Source organism: Eubacterium ramulus (assembly GCF_045002895.1).
GTDB classification, from domain to species: domain Bacteria; phylum Bacillota; class Clostridia; order Lachnospirales; family Lachnospiraceae; genus Eubacterium_I; species Eubacterium_I ramulus.
The window spans coordinates 1920406-1942532 of record NZ_CP173382.1 but is presented as its reverse complement, the minus strand read 5'-3'; the positions used below and the strand labels follow the sequence as shown (position 1 = coordinate 1942532).

The window sequence follows — 22127 nt, the reverse complement described above, 5'->3', positions numbered from 1 at the left end:
ATGGAAAATATTATGAAACCGGAACCGCACAAGATCGTAAGTGTTATCCGTCAGACTGCGGCAGAGTTTACGATTCGTGTGGCATGTGACAAAGATCCTGGATATGGACAGTTTTTCCAGCTGTCTCTGCCGAAAATCGGAGAGGCGCCGATCTCTGTCTGTGGAAAAGGACCGGGGTATGTGGAATTTACCATCCGTAAAGTCGGACGACTGACCGGTGGTGTGTTTGACCTGAAAGCCGGAGATACACTGTTTATGCGTGGACCGTACGGAAATGCATTTCCGGTGGATCAGTTTGAAAATAAGGATCTGCTGGTGATCTGTGGTGGTACCGGTATGTCACCGGTAAAAACCACGCTGACTCATTTTTATGATCATCCGGAAATCTGCAAATCGGTATATCTCATCGCCGGATTCAAGGATATCAATTGCGTATTGTTCAACGAAGAACGTGCAAAATTTGCGGAGCGGTTCCACTGTACGTACTGTCTGGACAACTCCGAGGCACCTGGATTCCACAAAGGAATGGTAACGAAATTTATTCCGGATGTGCCGTTTGATACTTTCGAGGACTATAACGTAGTGATCGTAGGTCCGCCGCCAATGATGCGGTTTGCTGCACTGGAATGTATGAAATGCGGTGTCCCGGCGGAGAAAATCTGGGTATCCTTTGAACGTAAGATGTCCTGTGCAGTAGGAAAGTGCGGACATTGCAAGATCAATGAGACTTATGTCTGCCTGGAGGGTCCGGTATTTAACTATACGAAGGCCAAAGAACTTTTCGATTAGAAATTTTTTAAAGCAGACAGATAGGTATTCAGAATAAAGCTAGAAACGTGGATAAGATTTTTAGAAAATAAAGTATAAAAAGAACCATCAGGGTCTGGAATCATTTTTTCTGCAGTTGACAAACACTGGCTGAGAAAATGATTCCAGACCCTGTTTTTATTGTATATATGTTTTGTGTGTGGCTGGAAAAATTAATAATATAGAATAAAAAAGATTGACAAACATAAAATAAATACATACAATTAATGTACGAAAAAACGTACGGTTTTAAAACGATGGAGGATTTTTAAGAATGATTGCTGTAAAAAGTATGAGTGTAAGAGCAAATTTTAAAGAATGGTGTCGAAAAGTATTTAATGGCGAGACAATTATAGTATCAAGACCAAAGAATGAGAATGTTGTAATGGTATCGGAGAAAAAATATAATGAACTCTTGAAAGCCAAAAAGAATGCGGAGTATCTTGCTATGTTGGATAAGTCATCTGCAGAAGCAAAAGCTGGAGGATTTATTGTAAAATCCTTAGAAGAACTGGAGGGATATGAGCAGGGATGAGAGGAAGATTAACACCAAAAGGTGTTTTTCTTTTTGAAAAAATTGTGTAATGTGCTGAAATTTTTGACAAGATTTTGTGTAATATAATGTTGACGAAAAGATGAGAAAGGGCTAGAATATAAAGCAGTTAAGAAATGGTAGAACCAATCGAAAAGAACGTGTTTTTACAAAATCATTAGGGTTGAAATAAAAACTTTATTTTTTTATGGTGATTGGTACTACCAAAAAAATATCATATAATTGGTACTACCAAACAAGGGTATTGACGAAGAATGTATTATCTTGTAGCAGGATAGTATAAATTACATTAAAAAATGGGTATAAGGAGGACTTGGATGATGGCAGATTACAGTTACAATCAGGTAACACCGGAACTGATCGAAGCATTCAAAAAAATCGTTCCGGGCAAGGTGTTTACCGGAGATGAGATTAATGCAGATTATTCTCATGATGAAATGCCAATCTATGGAAAAGGAGCACCGACGGTACTGGTCGAGGCTACTACAACGGAGGACGTTGCAGCAATCGTAAAGCTGTGTTATGAAAACAGCATTCCGGTAATTCCGCGAGGTGCAGGAACCGGTCTGACCGGTGCGGCAGTTGCACTGCATGGCGGTGTCATGATTGATATGTCCAAGATGAATAAAATCCTGGAGTATGACAAAGAGAATTTTGTGGTTCGTGTGGAAGCTGGTGTGTTACTGAACGATCTGGCTGAGGATGCACAAAAGCAGGGACTGTTATATCCGCCAGATCCAGGTGAAAAATTTGCCACACTGGGTGGAAACGTATCTACAAACGCAGGTGGTATGAGAGCCGTAAAATATGGTTGTACCAGAGATTATGTCAGAGCCATGACGGTCGTACTTCCAACCGGTGAGATCGTAAAACTCGGTGCAACGGTTTCCAAGACTTCCACCGGATACAGTCTGTTGAATCTGATGATTGGTTCTGAGGGTACGTTAGGAATTATTACTGAACTGACACTGAAACTGATTCCGGCTCCGAAAGAGACCATCAGCCTGATCATTCCTTATGAGAATCTGGAAGATTGTATTGCAACTGTTCCGAAGTTTTTTATGGAGCATTTACAGCCACAGGCCATCGAATTTATGGAGAAAGAAATCGTTCTGGCTTCCGAGCGTTACCTCGGCAAGAGCGTATTCCCACAGAAACTGGAAGGCGTGGACATCGGTGCGTATCTGCTGGTAACCTTTGACGGAGATGATATGGAATCTCTGGAGGAGATTACGGAAAAAGCAGCAGAGGTGGTACTTGAAGCAGGTGCGATTGACGTACTGGTGGCTGATACACCGGCGAAGAAGAAAGATGCATGGGCAGCAAGAAGTTCTTTCCTGGAAGCAATTGAGGCAGAGACGAAGCTGCTGGATGAGTGTGATGTGGTCGTTCCGGTAAATCAGATCGCACCGTATCTGACGTTTGTAAAATCACTGGAAGAAAAATATGATTTTACGATCAAGAGCTTTGGTCATGCAGGTGACGGAAACTTACATATTTATGCATGTGCGAACGATATGGATGAGGCAGAGTTCAAGAAACAAGTTGCGGATTTCATGGATATTATTTATAAAAAAGCAGCCGAATGCGGTGGACTGATTTCCGGTGAACACGGAATCGGTTATGGAAAAATGGATTATCTGGCAGCTTTTGCAGGTGAGACAAGCATGCGCCTGATGAAAGGCATCAAAGAAGTATTTGATCCGAAGATGATCTTAAATCCGGGTAAGGTATGTTATTCGCTGTAGCGGAACAAAACTGCAGAAGCGGTATGAAAAAATCGACAGAATAGTTGTTAAAAATATGGAAAACGCGTTTAGCGGAGGAGGATTCAAAATGGCATATTTAATTTCTGAAGAAGCACAGGATCTGTTACAGGATGTGAAAAATTTCTGCGAGAAAGAGGTCGTAGAACAGTGTAAAGCATATGATGTATCCGGTGAATGGCCAAAAGAGATTTACGATAAAGCAATCGAGCAGGGCTATCAGGCACTGGAAGTTCCGGAGGAATATGGCGGCCCGGGGTTATCAAGGGTGGATGTGGCAGCACTCATCGAGCAGATGGCAATTGCGGATGCTGGATTTGCAACTACCATTTCCGCCAGCGGACTTGGCATGAAACCGGTGCTGATCGCAGGAAGTGAAGCGTTAAAGCAGCGTGCATGTGATCTGATCCTGGACGGTGGATTCGGTGCATTCTGTCTGACTGAGCCGGGTGCCGGTTCTGATGCAGGCGCAGGCAAGACAACCGCAGTCAAAGATGGTGATGAGTATGTACTGAACGGAAGAAAATGCTTTATCACAAACGGCGGTATCGCTTCTTTCTACTGTGTAACAGCCATGACAGATAAGACAAAAGGTGTCAAAGGAATGTCTATGTTCTTCGTAGAAAAAGGAACTCCAGGACTGAGCACAGGAAAAGAAGAGAACAAGATGGGTATCCGTACATCCAATACCTGTGATGTAGTGCTGGAGGATGTCAGAATTCCGGCTTCCAATCTGATCGGTGAGGAAGGCAGAGGTTTCAATATCGCAATGCAGACATTGGATCAGGCTCGTACATGGATGGGTTGTGTGGCAACCGGTATTGCACAGCGCGGCATCAATGAGGCTATCGCATATGGCAAAGAGCGTGTACAGTTTGGCAAACCGATCATCAAAAACCAGGCACTGAAATTCAAAGTAGCAGATATGGAGATCAAGACTGAGACAGCACGTCAGATGGTAGCTCATGCACTGACCAAGATGGATCTGGGTCTTCCGTACACCAAAGAGTCTGCTATCGCAAAATGCTATGCTTCCGATATTGCAATGGAAGTTGCTTCTGAGGCAATCCAGATGTTTGGCGGATATGGATACAGTCGTGAGTATCCGGTAGAGAAGCTGTTGAGAGATGCCAAGATCTTCCAGATCTTTGAGGGAACCAACGAGGTACAGAGAATTGTTATCTCAAACAGCGTAATAGGAAAGTAAGCTATCCCTTATCTAACAATATATGTATTCTGCTGATGGACATTTTTGAAAATCGGCGGAATACAAACAAAAAAATGCAGGAGAAAATCATCATGGAAATATTAGTTTGCATCAAACAGGTTCCGGACGATTCCGTAGAAATTTCATTGGATGAAGCTACGGGAAAACCGGCACTGGACGGGGTGACACCTGTCGTAAATGCATTTGATACATATGCAGAGGAAATGGCAGTACGTCTGAAAGAAGCTGTTGCTGAGAGTGAAGTAACTGTGGTATCCATCGGAGATGACAGTGTGAAAAACTCCTTAAAGAACTGCCTCGCAGTCGGTGCTGACCATGCATACCTCGTAAAGTGTGACGAGGCTGAAAAATTAGATGGTGCGGCAGTTGCGAAAGTTCTCGCAAAAGCAAAAGCAGACATTGAAGCTGCAGAAGGAAAGACATTTGATCTTATTTTTTGCGGAAAAGAATCCACTGATTATGCGGCAAGCCAGACGGGTCTGCTGCTGGCAGCAGAGCTGAATGTTCCGGCAGTTGCCAATGTGGTAGCAGTGGAGACCGCAGATGGCACCGCAAAGATCAGACAGGAGACCGAGACCGGATATAATGAAGTGGAAGCTTCTATGCTATGTGTTGTGACGATTCAGAAACCGAATTACGATCCACGTTATCCGACCATCAAGAGCAAGATGGCAGCCAGAAAGAAACCTATTGGTGAACTGGAGGTTGGTGAGATTCCGGAATCTTCGATGGAAGTCGTAAAAGTATATGCACCGGCAAAACGACAGGCCGGTGTGAAGATCAAAGCAGAATCCCCGGAGGAGTCTGTTGCCCAGGCAATGAAACTCATCGCGGATGCCAAGGTATTGTAGGAGGTCACAGGAAATGAGTCTGACAGAAGGAAAAAATATTTTAGTATATGTTGAGACTGCCGGGGACACTCCGGTTGGCCCGGCACTTGAGATTCTGGCAAAGGCAAAAGAACTGGCAGGAGCAAAAGGTGAAAAAGTTATCGCAGCTGTTCTTGCAAAAGAGCCGGATGCAGCGGCCAGAACAGCCATTGAAGCCGGTGCGGATGAGGCAGTCATTGTAAAGACCGAAGAGAAACGTCCGGAAGTGCGGGCGGCCATGCTGGCAAAACTGGTGGAGAAATATACACCGTCGCTGGTGCTGGCAGCAGCGACCCAGGAGGGCAAAGATGTTACTCCGCTGGCTGCACAGAAATTCGATGCAGGATGTGCCGTTGATGTCATGAATATTGTGGCTGACGGAGATCAGTATGTGTTTACCTGCCCGGTATACGGCGGAAATGTATTGAATGATGTTGTATTGCATACCCGGCCGGCAGTAGCCACCGTGCGCGGCGGCTCTTTTTCCAAATCAATTGAGGAGGGAAAAGCCGGCAAAATTATAGAAGAAACCATTGAAATCGCAGAGGAAACGGTATTTACCAAGATTGCCAATGTGGTAAAAGAAATCAGTGAGGCAGTCAACCTGGAAGATGCCGATGTCATCGTATCCGGTGGCCGTGGTATGGGAAGCAAAGAAAACTTTGCACTGGTACAGCAGCTGGCAGATGTCTGCGGCGGTGTCGTAGGTGCCACCAGACCGGCTATTGAAGAAGAGTGGATCGGACGTTCCCATCAGGTGGGTCAGTCCGGCAAGATTGTTGCTCCGAAGTTGTATATTGCCTGCGGTGTATCCGGTGCCACACAGCATGTGTCCGGTATGATCGGATCCGGATATATCATCGCCATCAACAAAGATGAGGATGCACCGATCTTTGATATCGCAGATGTGGGAATTGTCGGTGATGCTATGAAGATCCTTCCTCTGATGATCGAGGAAATCAAAAAATACAAAGAAGCATAAAAAGAAATATAAGATAAAAATACGCTAATCCAAATCCATTTTATACACTAAATAAAAGAAAGAAGCCCCATGCTTTATAAAAGTATGGGACTTCTTTATTATTATGTCAGAAATGGTGCATAGGCCTGCTTGTGCAGTTCTTTTTGCTGATACATCGCATAATCAGCCTGACGAATCACATCGTTGACAGTCAGTTCATCATGGTTGGCCGGAATTTCGATGATTCCGAAGCTGAACCCTTTGGGGTATGGCTTTTCTTTTGTGCGGTCAAAGGCATTCTGGATATCGATAAGCCGTTCTCGGGCAATCGTTCCCGGCAAGCCTTCCAAAACGAGACAGAATTCATCACCGCCGATACGGGCCAGGATATCTTCTTTTCGGATGAATTTTTTTATGGTATGTACAAAATGGCAGATATACCAGTCGCCCTCCAGGTGACCATAAGTGTCATTGATGTATTTTAAATGATCCAGATCGCAGTAGCAGAAGGTCAGCTGCCGCTTGCTATTCAGCAATTCTCCCATCTGCTCGATCAGGAACTGGCGGTTTCCGATGCCGGTGAGAGAATCGTGGTAAGCTTCTGCGGTGAGTTTTTGCTCACGCTGCTTCTTTTCGGTGATATCCTGAATGATATGGGCATACGCTTTCTGACCCTGCCATTCCATCAGACCTGTCGTGATGCGGTAAAAGCGGTGAAGGGAATCTTCTGTTTCCCAGATCCATTCATATGCCTGCTCACCCTGAAAGGGGTCTGCATTTTTCTCGGCAAGATGCCGGATACACAGCGCATAGAGTTCATTGGATAGTGTATCGCCGGAGGTCCGCTGATGGCGGTAGAGGATTTCCTGATGATCCACGCTGGTCACCAGAATATCTTCGTTACTGCGGTCGATCAGCTGCATCAGCAGCTGGTTGTAACTTTCCAGCATGTTTGCATGTGCTTTCTCACGGGTCGCTTCTTCCTTCAGGGATACTTCCCGTTCATGAAGCTGACCGGTCATCGTATTAAATGCTTCTGAGAATTCTCCCAGATAGGATACCGTCTGGGCGTAATCGCCTTTTGCCACCTGTTTTGCCTGCCAGGTTAGATGGTTCAGGTTTGCATGAATGTTTTTGAGGTTTTCACAAAGAAAATTGTCTCTGGGCGGTGTGTCAACGGACAGATTTCCATGGGAAAGCGCTTCGGAATAGGATTTCATTTCTCCGATCGCATTTTCAAGGAACTGAAGTCCCTGACCCAGCTTGCGGTATGGTTCATCCAGATCAAAAATATTCAGCGTTTCTATTTTCGTATCGTATAGAATGCTGCGTAAATATTCAAAGAGTAATTCACAGTTTTTGCTTTCCTGCATAATGAAAACCTATCCTTCCGATTTCACAATCTCTGCACGAAAACGACAGACACGGTCGCCGGTTGCCCAGCAGTCGATCTCGATGGCAGCGTATGGTTTCCCGGTATATACGGATAAAATACCGGAAAGGAATCCTTCATCATAGTTGCATACTGTCTCACCAAGAACCGGGAGACCGGAGCAGTCTGCATCTTCTGAGACAGTCAGAATGATGCGGCCGGTTTCCTCGTCCACACTTTCAATACGCAGAACACCGATCTTGAGTTCCTGCAGCTTTGCCTGCAGTTCACTGATAAACTGATTCAACGGCTGATCCAGATGCAGCATGTTCCGGGCAAAATATTCCCCACTGCGCTGTCCGGCTTTTCGGAAAATATCAATCTGCGCATCTTTCCCCAGGCGGGAGACCAACTCGTCTTTCATTGAATATTCCAACATACGATAAACAAGAACCGGAAGCGTTTCCCCGAGATTGCTGCGGCTTTTTTCATCATATTGCAGATACTGTTCGAAAGAGAGCGGTTTCTGATCCTCCATAAATATATTATTGTCCATAATTTTCTTTTCCCTTTACTGTTGTTTTGACACCCAAATCATATACATAGAAACGACATTACTATTTTCTAGTATAGCATTTAAAAACTTAATATGCAAGGAAGCAAAAATAATTCATAGAATCTTAACGTTTCACGAATGGCGCGTGTGAACAGTAACTCTTATCGGATTTGTATTTTTTTGCAAAATCAGTTAAAATAGAACTGATTAAAATAAAGAAATGGAAAGATACAGCGTATGAATTTATTATCATTGGAAAATATTACAAAAGCATATACGGAGCGGGTGCTGCTGGATGGTGCATCTTTTTTTCTTCAGGAGGGCGAGAAGGTCGGCATCATCGGGATCAACGGAACCGGCAAGTCCACGCTGCTGAAACTTGCGGCTGGCCTGGAAGAGCCGGATACCGGAAGTTGTACAAAAGCAAATCATGTTGTGATCCGTTATCTGCCGCAGACACCGGAATTTGACGATTCCTGCACGGTGTGGGAACATGTGGAGAAAAAAATATCCGAGAGTACACAGTGGGATATGGAAGGTGAGGCAAAGAGTATGCTCCGGACACTGGGGATTGTCCGGCTGGAACAGAAAATCTCGGAGCTCTCCGGCGGTCAGCGCAAACGTCTGGCACTGGCAGAAATCCTGATGCAGCCCTGTGACATCCTTGTGCTGGATGAGCCGACGAACCACCTGGATCACGCGATGGCAGCGTGGTTGGAGGACTATCTGAAGCGCTGGCGGGGCAGCCTGATCATGGTGACACATGACCGGTATTTTCTGGACAGTGTTTCCAACCGGATCGCGGAGATCGACAAAGGAAAGATCTACAGCTATGATACCAATTATTCCGGATTTCTGGAGCTGAAAGCCCAGAGAGAGGAGATGGAAGCTGCTACGGAGCGGAAGCGTCAGTCGATTCTCCGGGTGGAATTAGAGTGGGTAAAACGCGGGGCAAGAGCCCGTTCCACCAAGCAGAAAGCACGTCTGGAGCGTTATGAGGAGATGAAAAACCAGCATGGTCCGCAGAGCGACGGTCAGGTGTCCATGAGTTCCATTACAACCCGTATGGGAAATACGACCATTGAGATTGACGGAATCAGCAAATCCTATGGCGGACATATGTTTATCCGGGATTTTTCGTACATTTTCCTGAAAAATGACCGTGTGGGATTTGTAGGAACCAACGGATGTGGAAAAACGACATTGATGAAGCTGCTGGCAGGACGGGAAGAGCCGGACAGCGGAAGTATCAAGGTGGGACAGACGATCAGGATCGGATATTATTCCCAGGAGATCGAGACGAGCAAAGAAGCCGGTATTGCTTATATGGATCCGAAGATGAGAGTCATTGACTATATCCGGGAGACAGCAGAATTTGTCCGGACCGAGGATGGACTGATCAGTGCATCTGCCATGCTGGAGCGATTTTTATTTCCGCCGCAGGCACAGTACAGCCTGATCGGGAAACTGTCCGGCGGGGAACGCCGTCGTCTGAATCTGCTCCGGGTGCTGATGGAGTCACCGAATGTGCTGATCCTGGATGAGCCGACCAATGATCTGGATATCTCGACTCTGACGATTCTGGAGGATTATCTGGATCATTATCAGGGAATCGTTATCGTTGTATCCCATGACCGGTATTTTCTGGATCGGACGGTCAATCGCATTTTTGCTTTTGAGGCCGGCGGTGTACTGAGACAGTATGAAGGCGGATACACGGATTATGCGTTGAAAGCCGGAGAATCCGCACAGTGTAATCTGTCCGTGCAGGACGGAATTATCTCATCGGCAGCCGGTGGAACCGAAGGGGCAGATACCGGCAGTGAGGCCGGCGGCCGTGCGGCATATGAGAACTACCGGGCGAACCGGGAGCGCAAGCTGAAGTTTTCCTATAAGGAGAAGCAGGAGTATGAGACCATCGAACAGGATATCCTGGATCTGGAGGAAAAGCTGGAAAGTCTGGATGCAGAGATGGCGGCGAATGCCACAAATTCCAAGCGTCTGTCGGAGCTGGCAGCAGAACGGGAACAGACGGAAGCAGATCTGGAACATAAGATGGAGCGTTGGGAATATCTGGAAGAACTTGCGGAAAAGATTCACGCGCAAGGCTGATGAACCAGCCGGGTTTTATGTCCGGGTGAAATGTTCCGGAAATGTGGTTACAAGTGTTATTTAAGTAAGTAGAAAGCGGGTGCAAGTTATGAAACAGAAAGTAAAGTATAAAGGAATCTTATTTATTGTATTATCGGCGCTTTGCTTTGCATTTATGAATATGTTTGTACGAATGGCAGGAGACCTGCCGGCGGTACAGAAGAGTTTTTTCCGAAATCTGGTGGCGTTTATCATTGCTCTGGCAACAATGGTGCGACACAAAGAAGTTTTTCAGGTGGAAAAAGGAAACTGGAAGTATATGATTTTGCGGGCAGGCTTCGGAACACTGGGGATCCTGTGTAATTTCTATGCGGTGGATCATCTGGTGCTGTCCGATGCATCCATGCTCAATAAAATGTCACCATTTTTTGTTATTTTATTCTCTTTCCTTATTTTAAAAGAGAAGCTGACACCAATTCAGGTAACTGCGGTGTGCGGGGCTTTCATCGGAAGCCTGTTTATCATCAAACCGACGTTTCTGAATATGAATATCGTACCGTCTCTCATCGGATTGTGCGGTGGTTTATGCGCCGGAATCGCGTACACGATGGTGCGGGTGCTGGGACAGCGGGGGCAGAAAGGGGTATCTGTGGTGCTGTTTTTCTCCGGATTTTCCTGTCTGGTGACGCTGCCGTATCTGCTGTTAAACTATCATACCATGAGCATGTGGCAGGGCATCGTTCTGCTGGGAGCCGGAGTGGCTGCCGCAGGCGGACAGTTTGCCATCACAGCGGCATATTACCATGCACCGGCCAGAGAGATTTCGGTCTATGACTATTCTCAGATTATTTTTTCGGCGATCATCGGTTTTGCACTGTTTCATCAGATCCCGGACCGTTACAGTGTGCTGGGGTATGTCATCATCATCGGCATGGCAGTATGGATGTTCTTCTATAACCAGCGTCGGGATGCATCGGACGTGAAATAGGATGTTTGCTGTGCAGATTACGGGACAGAGGCTTAGAAATGACGGATAAGGAAAGCCCGCGGGAGGTTATATGCTTACATTTGGAATTGACTGGGATGATGTAATATCCCCCTTAAATGATTGTGCCATTGAACTGGCAAATGAGGAATATCACTTTGAACCTCCATTGACACTGGAGGATATTGATTCCTGGGAAAATACAGGGCGTGCATCGGTGATCAAAAAATATTATTCGGATCCGCGGCTGTATGAGATGCAGCAGGTTTCTGACCAGGCGAAGGCTTTTATCAGAACGCTTCAGACGAAGGGAATCGTCTATATCGTGACTGCCGTGCAGCCACAGTTTATGTCAAAACGTGTGGAGCAGATCAAGACGGCATTTCCGGATTTCCCGGATGAAAATATCATTATGGGATTTCAGAAATCCGTGGTTCAGGTGGACATTACGCTGGATGACGGACCGCATAATATATTAAAAAGCAGTGCACGGTTTCCGGTGCTGATGCGCCGCCCATGGAACCGGGAGCTGACAGGATTGCTGGCAGTCCATAACTATGAAGAATTTTTCCAGCTGCTGGATCAGATCAAATCTGCCATGATCGAGGACCGGGTGGAGCCTGCTCCGCCCTGTATCGTGGCACTGGTGGGACCGAGCGGTTCCGGGAAAAATGAGATCACACGGAAGTTGTGTGAGACCGGCAGATTCACGGTACCGAGAGCCTATACGACAAAAAGCGTATCTGACCGTATCCATACTACGATCACGGAAGAAGAATTTATCCGTTGTCGGGATACATTTATCGAGACGACCCGGTATGCGGGTTACGCTTATGGCACAAAGTGGAAAGATATCACGGAACTGATGAATGGCGGACAGTATGTAGTGATGCCGATGGATCTGAGCGGTGCCATTGCCATGAAGCGGCATTATCCGACGGTGATCATTTTCTGTAAGTGCAAGCGGGAGCAGATGATCAGGAGTATTCTGGAAAAAGAGATGGACAATCATGAAAAAATGCTACGGCTGGTATCCCTGGAAAATGAGCTGAAAAATGCGGCCCTGTGTGATTATGTCATTCACACGGACCGCGAAGATGCAGTGGAACGGATTTTAAAAATCTGCAGATAAATATGATATATACGCGTTAAGTTTCATGTGCGTTCGACTTGGAATGATCAGCGGTCTGGAAATCCGTATAGAACAGCCACAGTGCGAAAATAGTCAGCATGATACCAAGACTGGCAAACAACGGATAGCTCAGCGTCAGGGAAATCTGGATGAGCCCTGAGAAGAAGCAGCCGATGATGTTGAATACAATATGAACCGGAATGGAGTATTTGATGCCATGTCCCCGTCGGCATACCCAGCCAAGGAACAGTCCCATCGCAAAGGCATAGATGCCCTGCACGAGATTCATGTGTACAAATCCGAACAGTGCAGCCTGCAGGATATTTGCAAACCAGAATGGCATGGCATGCCGTGCATAGCGGAAGACCAGTCCGCGGAATACCGTTTCTTCAATAACCGGTGCGAGAATGACGGAGTACACCAGGAGCAGCAGTGACAGATCATCGTATCCCTGGGAACTCATCTGTGCATTGTAAGCGGTAATGAGATCCGGGCGAAGCGCACCGATGGCATCAGTCAGCATGGTTGTGACATATTGCAGTCCAATGCCGAGAAAAAACATGGATGTAATGGTATGAAAACTGTATCCTGACGGATGTTTTTTTCTGCGGTGACGGAATGGTTTTACAAATATTTTATAGTACCAGGTACCGAATACAAGCAGCGCCAGAATCGCATAGACAAGATTCAGTGTCTGCAGATATTCCATATCGGAGGTAAGACCTGACAGGGAAGCCAGTAATTCGTTCAGTGCCGGTTTTGCATCACCGGAGGCGCGGAACAGAAAAAAAAGCATCGTGGGAATTGCTGCCACGATCTGCAGGATAAAAACCATGACCACGGGGAACAAACTTTTTATAAAATAGCGAAATCTTTTCATAATCTCATAAATCCTCTCTGTGCAAGAATGCTCCCGGTATTCTTCCGGCTTCTTGCATCTGTTCAGGAATGCCCTCGACATTCTTGTCGCGAGATGCACGTCATGCATTGCATGATATACATCTTCTAACTATCTTATAAAACCGTTTTCGGTTTGTCCAGAGGTTCTTTCCAATATTAATAAAATCGTAACAATAAAATGTATCTTTTCCAGGTGGGGAGAATGTGGTAAGATGTTAGATGGATGAGAGAACAAATGTTTTGTAACAGATTAGACAACGTAATAGAAAGAGGAAATATATGGCATTTGCACATTTACATGTCCATACAGAGTACAGTCTGTTGGACGGTTCCAATAAGATTACAGAGTATGTCAACCGGATCAGGGAACTGGGGATGACAGCCGGGGCGATCACGGATCATGGTGTGATGTATGGTGTGATCGATTTTTACCGTGCAGCGAAGAAAGCGGGGATTAATCCGATCCTTGGATGTGAGGTGTATGTGGCACCGGGCTCCCGTTTTGACCGGGAGCAGGTCAAAGGAGAAGATCGTTATTATCATCTGGTGCTGCTGGCGGAAAATAATGTCGGATATGCGAATCTGATGAAGATCGTCTCCAAAGGTTTTGTGGATGGTTACTACTATCGTCCCCGTGTGGATATGGAAGTTCTGGAGACCTATCATGAAGGTATTATTGCACTGTCTGCGTGTCTGGCCGGTGAGGTGCAGCGTTATCTGACCAGAGGGATGTATGAGGAAGCGAAAGCGATTGCCTTAAAATATGAGACCTGTTTTGGAAAAGGAAATTTTTTCCTGGAGCTGCAGGATCATGGCATTCCGGAGCAGGCGCAGGTCAATCAGCAGCTGCTGCGGATGCATCAGGAGCTGGGCATCGATCTGGTGGCTACCAACGACGTGCATTACACTTATGAAAAAGATGCGGAGGCACATGACATTCTGCTTTGTCTGCAGACCGGCAAAAAGCTTTCGGATGAAAATCGTATGCGCTATGAGGGCGGTCAGTATTTTGTGAAATCAGAAGAAGAGATGAAGGCACTGTTTCCCTATGCGCTGGATGCGATTGAAAACACGCAGAAAATTGCAGACCGCTGCCATGTGGAGATTGAATTCGGTGTGACGAAGCTGCCGAAATTCGATGTGCCGGATGGCTATACATCCTGGGAATATCTGAACAAACTGTGCTATGAGGGACTTGATGAGCGGTATTCACCCAAACGGGTGCAGGAGTTAAAGCCACGTCTGGAATATGAGCTTTCGGTTATTCAGAAAATGGGGTATGTGGATTACTTTCTGATTGTCTGGGATTTTATTCATTTTGCCAGAGAAAATGATATCATGGTCGGTCCGGGACGAGGCAGTGCGGCAGGTAGTCTGGTTTCCTATACGCTGGGAATCACCAAGCTGGATCCGATCCGTTACAGTCTGCTCTTTGAACGATTTCTGAATCCGGAACGAGTTTCCATGCCGGATATTGATGTGGATTTCTGCTACGAGAGACGTCAGGAAGTCATTGATTATGTTGTAAGAAAATATGGCAAGGACCGCGTGGTGCAGATCGTAACTTTCGGTACCATGGCTGCCAAGGGCGTTATCCGGGATGTGGGGCGTGTTATGGATCTGCCGTATGCCATGTGTGACAGCATTGCAAAAATGATTCCGAACGAGCTTGGAATCACCATCAGTAAGGCGTTGAAAATGAATCCGGAACTGCGCGGACTCTATGAGTCCAATCCGGAAGTGACGAAGCTGATCGACATGTCACTGCGTCTGGAGGGACTGCCGCGGCATACGTCCATGCATGCAGCCGGTGTAGTGATCAGTCAGAAATCGGTGGACGAGTATGTGCCGCTCTCGAGAGGCTCCGATGGTTCCGTGACGACACAGTTTACCATGACGACACTGGAGGAGCTGGGGCTTCTGAAGATGGATTTCCTCGGACTCAGGACACTGACTGTAATCCAGGATGCCGTGAAAAATGTGGCGCGTTCCACCGGAAAAGAACTGGATATGGATCAGATTGACTATAACGATCCGGATGTACTGGCCTCGATCGGTACCGGTCGCACCGATGGTGTGTTCCAGCTGGAGAGTGCCGGTATGAAAAACTTCATGAAGGAGTTAAAACCACAGAGCCTGGAAGATATCATTGCCGGAATTTCCCTGTATCGTCCGGGACCGATGGATTGTGCGACTCGTTTCAATGCCCAATAAGCATTGACCGATTTAAGAGTAAAAACCAAGTAGGTTATTGGTAAATAAATGAGCCAGAGCTCGCCTGTAACCGAAAGGGAAAGAAATTAAATTGAGAACTTATATTTCAATAAATTAAATGATAGGGTAACGCCTTGAAGAATTTGCGCTGAGACCTCCGAATAGCATTGCATGATAAAGCATGAAATGTTATAAGCTCGGTAAAGTCGTCTGAAAGGAACCTAAACTGAAAAAAGTCTTTGAAGTATCATTGGTACAAAAGTGCTAGGGCACACCTGTGAGAAAAGAGGAGTAATAAGTAGGCAAGGTAACTGATAGGGCGGGCGTCGACGCTCGTATATGGTGAGTATGTTGTTTGAGATAGCAACTGACGAACTTCTGAATGTACGGACCTTAAAATACGGGACTGCCAAGGAAACTGGCGGGGCTGCCAAGAGCAGTTCATGTGTGGTTAAGTAATAATAGTCCAAATGAAAGACCATACAGTGTTACAGGCACTGTCAAGCATGAGGGTTCAAAGGAAGCACCTAAGTACGAGATGCTAAGAAAGAAATATAGGAACGAGGAAAGCTGTGAATATGTTGAAACTTTATTTTCTATAACATAGTAAGTAGGAAATGTTATATCTATAACTACTTTTAATCATAGTGAGAGTAGTGGCAGGAGCGCTGAAGTTTTTGTAATGAAAATGGAGCAATAGCCACAAGCCGTGTAGATTTACACAAAATATATTACTTACAAACATAGTTCGAGTAAGACAAAAAAGAATTCATCGTCTTCCAAGAGAAATCAAAGAAGGAGGTGGATGTCTATGTATACTTCAAGCAAGAAGAAAGATGACATAAAAATCAGAAATAACAGTTACTATAACATGGAGGAAACGTTTGATGACCTCTATGCAAAAAGTCAACAAGGCTATAATTTCTACAAGCTAATGGAGATTATCACAAATGAGAGTAATTTAAAGTTAGCATATAGGAATATCAAGAAAAATACGGGCAGCTATACAGCAGGTTGTGATGGCATGACAATAAAGGAAATAAAAGAAATGGATGAAGACGTTGCAATCCAAAAGATTAAAGCAAAACTTCAAAATTTCAATCCAAAGTTAGTCAAGAGGGTAGAAATACCAAAAGCCAATGGTAAGCTCAGACCACTTGGAATACCGAGTATATGGGATAGAATCATACAACAGGCAATTCTGCAAGTTATGGAACCTATTGCTGAAGCGAAATTTCATTCGAACAGTAATGGTTTCAGACCACTAAAATCTTGTGAAACAGCCATGGCGCAGACAATGAAGCTGATACAGTTACAAAAACTCTATTATGTAGTGGATTTTGATATAAAAGGCTTCTTTGATAATGTAAACCACAAGAAATTAATGTCGCAGCTATGGAACATGGGCTTCAGGGATAAAAGACTTCTATGCATCATTAAGAAGATGCTAAAGGCAAACGTAAAACTTCCAGATGGAACTATTATTAAGCCTGAAAGAGGAACGCCGCAAGGCGGAGTGCTTAGTCCCTTATTAGCAAACATTGTTCTAAATGACCTTGATTGGTGGATTGACAGTCAATGGGCTGGATTTCCTACCAAAAAAGAATACGCATGTGCTGTACATGAAAATGGAAGTGTAAACAGAGCGCATAAATTCTCGTCGATGAGAGATTATTCAAATCTTAAAGAGGTTTTCTTTGTGAGATATGCAGATGATTTTAAATTGTTCTGCAAAAATCTCGATTCAGCCAAAAGAGTCTATATAGCAACAACAAAGTGGTTGAAAGAAGAATTAAAGCTTGAAATCAGCGAAGAAAAGACCAAAGTAGTAAATCTGAAAACTGATAAATCTGACTTCTTGGGATTCACAATAGGAACTGCCATTAAAGGCAATAAAAGAATATGCGTGACACATATCAGTCCTAAAAATATTGAACGAATCCAAAAGGCACTAATAGGAAAAGTGAAAGAAATGCAAAAACCGCATGACAAAAATGAGCTTTTTCTCACAATAAACAGATATAATTCTATAGTAATAGGAATACACAACTATTATAGAATTGCAACCTGTGTTTATCTTGACCTGGAACCAGTGCAACAGCATATGCATTATGTGTTTGCAAACAGAATAGGCAAAGAATATAGCAAAAATGGAAGTGTGCCAAAAGGATACATTAGTGATAACTATGGTAAATCAGCACAAATCAGATATATCCATAAGAAATGTATTATTCCAATAGGAGCAGTAAACAATGTAGATGCCAAATTTGTACCAAGAAAGTACAATAAGTATACAATAGCAGGCAGAGAGGCAATGAATACTGGACAAGGAATAAATATGGAAATTCTCCACTCGTTGTTAACCCAAACGTTTGTTAACAAAAGCATGGAATATATGGATAATCGAGTTACGGTGTATACGGCGCAGAAAGGAAAGTGCAGAGTGATGGGAACAGAACTCACAATTGACAATATGCACTGTCATCACCAAAAGCCGATAAGCCTTGGAGGAACTGATGAGTTTAAAAATCTTATCTATGTGAGAGCAGATATACACAGATTAATACATGCTGTAAATGCTGATACAATAGATAGATTGCTAGAACAAATAAAACCAGATAGTATGCAACTTGATAAAATAAACAAATTGAGAGCAAAATGCAATTTGGAAGTAATAGCAAGGGTGAATTCGAATTAATAAGTATTAAGTAAGTAATTTTAACAATAACGTAAATCTAAACGGGGGAGCGCCGTATGAGCTCGAAAGACTCACGTACGGTGCGGAGCGGGGGAAAACTTAGAGATAATATCAAAGAGTTACCTATCGCTATTTATCCCATCCTATATCCGTGGTAAAAATAATCCGTCTTCCATTGTGTATGACTGTCCGCAGCTGGAACCGATCCTGGCTCCGACGTATGGATGTATCGTTTATCAGGAGCAGGTCATGCAGATCGTGCGGGATCTGGCAGGTTATACACTGGGACGAAGTGATCTGGTACGTCGTGCCATGTCCAAGAAAAAAGGCGATGTCATGGCCAGAGAGCGTCAGAATTTTGTGTACGGCAATGAAGAAGAGGGGGTGCCGGGCTGTATGGCAAACGGTATTTCCGAGGAAGTTGCCAACAAGATTTTCGATGAGATGACAGATTTTGCAAAATATGCCTTTAACAAATCCCATGCAGCAGCGTATGCGGTGGTGTCTTACCAGACTGCATATCTGAAATATTACTATCCGGTGGAATTTATGGCTGCCCTGATGACATCTGTGATTGATAACTCTACAAAAGTGGCAGAATATATCCAGGTGTGCCGTCAGATGGGGATTGCCGTGCTGCCGCCAAATGTCAATGACGGATATGCGGGATTTTCCGTGTCCGGCAAAGATATCCGCTATGGACTGTCTGCCATCAAGAGTATCGGCCGTCCGGTGATCGATGCACTGGTACAGGAGCGCACGGAGAATGGGCGTTTTAAATCCCTGAAGGATTTTATTGATCGTATGAGCGGCAGGGAGATGAACCGTCGTGCCGTGGAAAACTTCATCAAGGGCGGAGCATTTGACGATCTGGGTGGCACGCGCAAGCAGTTTATGCAGGTGTACGGAAAGCTGATGGATCAGATTACCAATGACCGCAAGACCACGATGGCAGGACAAATGTCCCTCTTTGACATGGTGGCACCGGAGGAGAAGAAGCAGTTCGAGATCCGTCTGCCGGACTGCGGCGAATTTTCCAGGGAAGAGATGCTTGCCATGGAGAAAGAAGTGCTTGGTATCTATGTCAGCGGTCATCCACTGCAGGAATATGAAGCAAAATGGCGGAAAAATATTACAAAGACCACCGGAGATTTTGTCCTGGATGAAGAAAGTGGAACTGCCAGAGGTATCACAGATGATGAGAAAGCCATGATCGGCGGTATCATTACGGCAAAAAACGTGAAGTATACAAAACAGAACAAAGCGATGGCATTTCTGACGGTCGAGGATCTGTACGGAAGTGTCGAAGTCATTGTATTTCCGCGGGAGTATGAACGGTATCATCTGCTGATGCAGGAAGAGCAGAAAGTGTTTATCCGTGGCCGGGTGTCTGCGGAAGAGGATAAAAACGGCAAACTGATCTGTGAAAAAATCTATTCTTTTGATGATGCGAGACGGGAACTGTGGATCCAGTTTGCAGACCGGGAGACTTTTGAACAGCAGGAAAACGAAACCCTGGCATTGTTATCCGGGTCAGATGGACAGGATCAGGTAATAATTTACCTGGCAAAAGAGCGTGCGATGAAACGGCTCGGGGCAAACATGACCGTTTTTGCAAATAATGAGCTTGTAAATGAATTAAATAAAAAACTTGGTGAAAAAAATATCAAAGTTTTGGAAAAGTCCATTGAAAAAATGTAAAAAAAAGATTAGAATAGTAGCAACATGAGGAAAAATGAAAATGATACAGGTATAGGAGGTTTTGTCATGGCTAAGGAAATACAGACAATTGGTGTGTTAACAAGCGGTGGAGATGCACCGGGTATGAATGCAGCTATCCGTGCGGTAGTGCGTCAGGCAATCTCAAAGGGAAAAAAAGTAAAGGGTATAAGAAGAGGTTATACAGGATTAATTGCTGAAGATATCGTAGATATGGAAGCAAAAGATGTATCCGATATCATTCAGAGAGGTGGTACGATACTTCAGACAGCAAGATGTCCGGAATTCCGTACAGAAGAAGGACAGAAGCTTGGTGCTGAAATGTGCAGAAAGCACGGGATCGAAGGAATCATCGTAATCGGTGGTGACGGTTCTTTCCGTGGAGCTCAGAAACTGGCTGCACAGGGAATCAACACGATCGGTATTCCGGGAACGATCGATCTGGATATTTCCTGTACTGATTATACCATTGGTTTTGATACAGCTGTTAATACAGCAATGGAAGCCATTGACAAAATCCGTGATACAGCATCTTCCCATGAGCGCTGCAGTATTATCGAGGTAATGGGACGTGATGCAGGATATATCGCATTATGGTGTGGTCTTGCAAACGGTGCTGAGCAGGTACTGATTCCGGAGAAATATGATTTCGACGAGCAGAAGATCGTAAACAATATCATTGCAAACCGGAAACGTGGCAAGAGACATTATATCATCATCAATGCTGAAGGTATCGGACATTCCACATCTCTGGCAAGACGTATTGAGGCTGCAACCGGAATGGAGACAAGAGCAACCATCCTTGGTCACATGCAGCGTGGCGGAAGCCCGACATGTAAAGACCGTGTCTATGCATCTACTATGGGTGCTTATGCCGTAGATCTGCTCTGCGAAGGCAAAAGCAACCGTGTTGTTGCCTACAAAGATGGCAAATTCGTAGATTATGATGTGGATGAAGCACTGGCTATGGAGAAACATATCTCTGATTATCAGTTTAACGTAGGAAAGAACCTGTCAATCTAAGGTTCGCTTGTGAATGGCAGGGGTGAACGGTAAATAAGAACAGAAAAAAGCAGTTTGCACGGAAAGGTGTAAATTGCTTTTTTTGTGCATAGCAAGTATAATAAAAAAGATGTTGGGGTAAAAAGATGCCATACGAATTGTTCCGTACTTCGTACTCCCACAATTCTAAAAAATAAAAGATATCATTTAAGAAAAGGAACTTCATATGATAACAAGTACAGCAAATGCACAGGTGAAAGCCCTGAGCAAACTGATAAAAAATGCAAGAGCAAGACGGCAGCAGCAACTGTATGTGGTGGAAGGGATCCGGATGTTCCGGGAGACACCGAAAGAGCGGATCGGGAAAGTGTACGTTTCCGAATCTTTTGCAAAAGATCCGGCACATGAAGGTGTTTTTGAAGGAACCGACTGGGAGATGTTGTCAGATTCCGTATTTGCTGCGGTGTCTGATACAAAAACGCCTCAGGGAGTGCTCTGTCTTGTGAAAATGAAAGAAAACCGGTTGGAAGATATGCTGGAGGATACAGACGGTGTCTGGCTGGTGCTGGAAAATGTCCAGGATCCGGGCAATCTCGGAACGATGTTCCGGACCGGGGAAGGTGCCGGAATTTCCGGTGTGATCATGGACAAGTGTACCGTGGATATTTACAATCCTAAGACGATCCGTTCCACCATGGGGAGCATTTTCCGGGTACCGTTTTATATTACTGAGGATCTGCATGGGACGCTTGGTCAGTTGCAGGAAAAGGGCATCCGTGTCTATGCGGCACATCTGGAGGGCAGTGTATGCTATGATGAACCGGATTACACGGGAGGAACCGCATTCCTGATCGGAAATGAAGGAAACGGGCTGACAGCGGAGACTGCAAAACTGGCAGATACCTATATCCGGATTCCGATGGGTGGACAGCTGGAGTCACTGAATGCAGCCATGGCAGCAGGTATTCTGATGTATGAAGCCAGCAGACAGAGAAGAGGGTAAGAATATGTTTCGTTTATGGGCAAAAGAATTTAAAGACAACCGGATGCTGCGGGATACGACAATCTGTGATGACAGCGATGAGACCCGCACGCACAAAGTATTTCATGCACTGGAAGAAGTATGTTACGTGTTTGATCTGGGAAAACCGATCTGGCTGGAACACAATATTGATGAGTTTAAACGTCATGCAAAAGCTCGTTTTTACCAGGATAGTTTTATTGAACAGATTAATTTTGATTTTTTGGAGATTCAGGTGATTGAGGAGGATTGA

The 22127-nt window shown here is 44.9% G+C and carries 16 protein-coding genes and 2 pseudogenes; 15 read left to right on the top strand and 3 right to left on the bottom strand.

Translation table 11 applies throughout. The annotated features are described in order from the left end of the window. From asrB to ACIRUQ_RS09225, 6 genes are all read left to right on the top strand, one after another. Complete coding sequence (gene asrB, locus ACIRUQ_RS09250; protein WP_022035130.1) at nt 1-789, top strand: anaerobic sulfite reductase subunit AsrB; 789 nt, start codon at nt 1-3, stop codon at nt 787-789. A gap of 292 nt (nt 790-1081) precedes the next feature. Continuing rightward, the gene (locus tag ACIRUQ_RS09245) at nt 1082-1342 is read left to right on the top strand and encodes a type II toxin-antitoxin system Phd/YefM family antitoxin (protein WP_055290652.1); all 261 of its coding nucleotides are present in this window, start codon (nt 1082-1084) and stop codon (nt 1340-1342) included. A gap of 335 nt (nt 1343-1677) precedes the next feature. Further along, nucleotides 1678-3108 carry an FAD-binding oxidoreductase gene (locus ACIRUQ_RS09240; RefSeq protein WP_022034940.1) on the top strand — a complete coding sequence of 477 codons (1431 nt, stop codon included), beginning with the start codon at nt 1678-1680 and terminating at the stop codon, nt 3106-3108. 88 nt (nt 3109-3196) lie between these two features. Continuing rightward, nucleotides 3197-4333 carry an acyl-CoA dehydrogenase family protein gene (locus ACIRUQ_RS09235; protein WP_055290651.1) on the top strand — a complete coding sequence of 379 codons (1137 nt, stop codon included), beginning with the start codon at nt 3197-3199 and terminating at the stop codon, nt 4331-4333. Between the two features lie 92 nt (nt 4334-4425). After that, nucleotides 4426-5205 carry an electron transfer flavoprotein subunit beta/FixA family protein gene (locus ACIRUQ_RS09230; protein ID WP_055290650.1) on the top strand — a complete coding sequence of 260 codons (780 nt, stop codon included), beginning with the start codon at nt 4426-4428 and terminating at the stop codon, nt 5203-5205. A gap of 13 nt (nt 5206-5218) precedes the next feature. Then, the gene (locus tag ACIRUQ_RS09225; protein ID WP_055290649.1) at nt 5219-6205 is read left to right on the top strand and encodes an electron transfer flavoprotein subunit alpha/FixB family protein; all 987 of its coding nucleotides are present in this window, start codon (nt 5219-5221) and stop codon (nt 6203-6205) included. 101 nt (nt 6206-6306) lie between these two features. Here the strand turns inward: ACIRUQ_RS09225 and ACIRUQ_RS09220 are convergent, their stop codons facing one another. Further along, on the bottom strand, nt 6307-7557 hold the full coding sequence (locus ACIRUQ_RS09220; RefSeq protein ID WP_055290648.1) for a GGDEF domain-containing protein: 1251 nt from the start codon (nt 7555-7557) through the stop codon (nt 6307-6309). 9 nt (nt 7558-7566) lie between these two features. Then, nucleotides 7567-8094, bottom strand: a complete 528-nt coding sequence (locus tag ACIRUQ_RS09215) for a 4-vinyl reductase (protein WP_055290672.1) — start codon at nt 8092-8094, stop codon at nt 7567-7569. Between the two features lie 255 nt (nt 8095-8349). Between ACIRUQ_RS09215 and ACIRUQ_RS09210 the strand changes: the two genes are divergently transcribed. The 3 genes from ACIRUQ_RS09210 (at nt 8350) to ACIRUQ_RS09200 (ending at nt 12320) form a co-directional block, all read left to right on the top strand. Then, nucleotides 8350-10224: an ABC-F family ATP-binding cassette domain-containing protein gene (locus ACIRUQ_RS09210; protein WP_022036079.1), complete on the top strand. Its 1875-nt coding sequence runs from the start codon at nt 8350-8352 to the stop codon at nt 10222-10224. Nucleotides 10225-10312: 88 nt separating this feature from the next. Continuing rightward, complete coding sequence (locus tag ACIRUQ_RS09205) at nt 10313-11191, top strand: DMT family transporter (protein WP_055290647.1); 879 nt, start codon at nt 10313-10315, stop codon at nt 11189-11191. A 70-nt stretch (nt 11192-11261) separates the two neighbouring features. Next, nucleotides 11262-12320 (top strand): 5' nucleotidase, NT5C type, encoded by a 1059-nt coding sequence (locus tag ACIRUQ_RS09200; RefSeq protein WP_022036078.1) that lies wholly within the window; start codon nt 11262-11264, stop codon nt 12318-12320. Between the two features lie 16 nt (nt 12321-12336). Here the strand turns inward: ACIRUQ_RS09200 and ACIRUQ_RS09195 are convergent, their stop codons facing one another. Further along, nucleotides 12337-13200, bottom strand: coding sequence for a CPBP family intramembrane glutamic endopeptidase (locus ACIRUQ_RS09195; RefSeq protein WP_022036077.1), 864 nt, complete (start codon nt 13198-13200; stop codon nt 12337-12339). 299 nt (nt 13201-13499) lie between these two features. Between ACIRUQ_RS09195 and dnaE (ACIRUQ_RS09190) the strand changes: the two are divergent. The 6 genes and pseudogenes from dnaE (ACIRUQ_RS09190) to ACIRUQ_RS09165 all read left to right on the top strand — a co-directional run. Continuing rightward, nucleotides 13500-15407 (top strand): annotated as a pseudogene (dnaE, locus tag ACIRUQ_RS09190) (DNA polymerase III subunit alpha); the annotation flags it as partial. Between the two features lie 838 nt (nt 15408-16245). Beyond that, a complete protein-coding gene (gene ltrA, locus ACIRUQ_RS09185; protein WP_055289432.1) occupies nt 16246-18132 on the top strand; it encodes a group II intron reverse transcriptase/maturase in 1887 nt (628 codons plus the stop codon). Nucleotides 18133-18264: 132 nt separating this feature from the next. Beyond that, nucleotides 18265-19833 (top strand): annotated as a pseudogene (dnaE, locus tag ACIRUQ_RS09180) (DNA polymerase III subunit alpha); the annotation flags it as partial. A gap of 66 nt (nt 19834-19899) precedes the next feature. Further along, nucleotides 19900-20874, top strand: coding sequence for a 6-phosphofructokinase (pfkA, locus tag ACIRUQ_RS09175; protein ID WP_055289438.1), 975 nt, complete (start codon nt 19900-19902; stop codon nt 20872-20874). A gap of 205 nt (nt 20875-21079) precedes the next feature. Further along, nucleotides 21080-21856, top strand: coding sequence for an RNA methyltransferase (locus ACIRUQ_RS09170; protein ID WP_021738173.1), 777 nt, complete (start codon nt 21080-21082; stop codon nt 21854-21856). Nucleotides 21857-21860: 4 nt separating this feature from the next. After that, nucleotides 21861-22127, top strand: a complete 267-nt coding sequence (locus ACIRUQ_RS09165) for a hypothetical protein (protein ID WP_022036073.1) — start codon at nt 21861-21863, stop codon at nt 22125-22127.

Coding starts and splice junctions, on each gene's coding strand:
- asrB (WP_022035130.1), top strand. CDS start 1: ATGGAAAATATTATGAAACCGGAACCGCACAAGATCGTAAGTGTTATC.
- ACIRUQ_RS09245 (WP_055290652.1), top strand. CDS start 1,082: ATGATTGCTGTAAAAAGTATGAGTGTAAGAGCAAATTTTAAAGAATGG.
- ACIRUQ_RS09240 (WP_022034940.1), top strand. CDS start 1,678: ATGATGGCAGATTACAGTTACAATCAGGTAACACCGGAACTGATCGAA.
- ACIRUQ_RS09235 (WP_055290651.1), top strand. CDS start 3,197: ATGGCATATTTAATTTCTGAAGAAGCACAGGATCTGTTACAGGATGTG.
- ACIRUQ_RS09230 (WP_055290650.1), top strand. CDS start 4,426: ATGGAAATATTAGTTTGCATCAAACAGGTTCCGGACGATTCCGTAGAA.
- ACIRUQ_RS09225 (WP_055290649.1), top strand. CDS start 5,219: ATGAGTCTGACAGAAGGAAAAAATATTTTAGTATATGTTGAGACTGCC.
- ACIRUQ_RS09220 (WP_055290648.1), bottom strand. CDS start 7,557: ATGCAGGAAAGCAAAAACTGTGAATTACTCTTTGAATATTTACGCAGC.
- ACIRUQ_RS09215 (WP_055290672.1), bottom strand. CDS start 8,094: ATGGAGGATCAGAAACCGCTCTCTTTCGAACAGTATCTGCAATATGAT.
- ACIRUQ_RS09210 (WP_022036079.1), top strand. CDS start 8,350: ATGAATTTATTATCATTGGAAAATATTACAAAAGCATATACGGAGCGG.
- ACIRUQ_RS09205 (WP_055290647.1), top strand. CDS start 10,313: ATGAAACAGAAAGTAAAGTATAAAGGAATCTTATTTATTGTATTATCG.
- ACIRUQ_RS09200 (WP_022036078.1), top strand. CDS start 11,262: ATGCTTACATTTGGAATTGACTGGGATGATGTAATATCCCCCTTAAAT.
- ACIRUQ_RS09195 (WP_022036077.1), bottom strand. CDS start 13,200: ATGAAAAGATTTCGCTATTTTATAAAAAGTTTGTTCCCCGTGGTCATG.
- ltrA (WP_055289432.1), top strand. CDS start 16,246: ATGTATACTTCAAGCAAGAAGAAAGATGACATAAAAATCAGAAATAAC.
- pfkA (WP_055289438.1), top strand. CDS start 19,900: ATGGCTAAGGAAATACAGACAATTGGTGTGTTAACAAGCGGTGGAGAT.
- ACIRUQ_RS09170 (WP_021738173.1), top strand. CDS start 21,080: ATGATAACAAGTACAGCAAATGCACAGGTGAAAGCCCTGAGCAAACTG.
- ACIRUQ_RS09165 (WP_022036073.1), top strand. CDS start 21,861: ATGTTTCGTTTATGGGCAAAAGAATTTAAAGACAACCGGATGCTGCGG.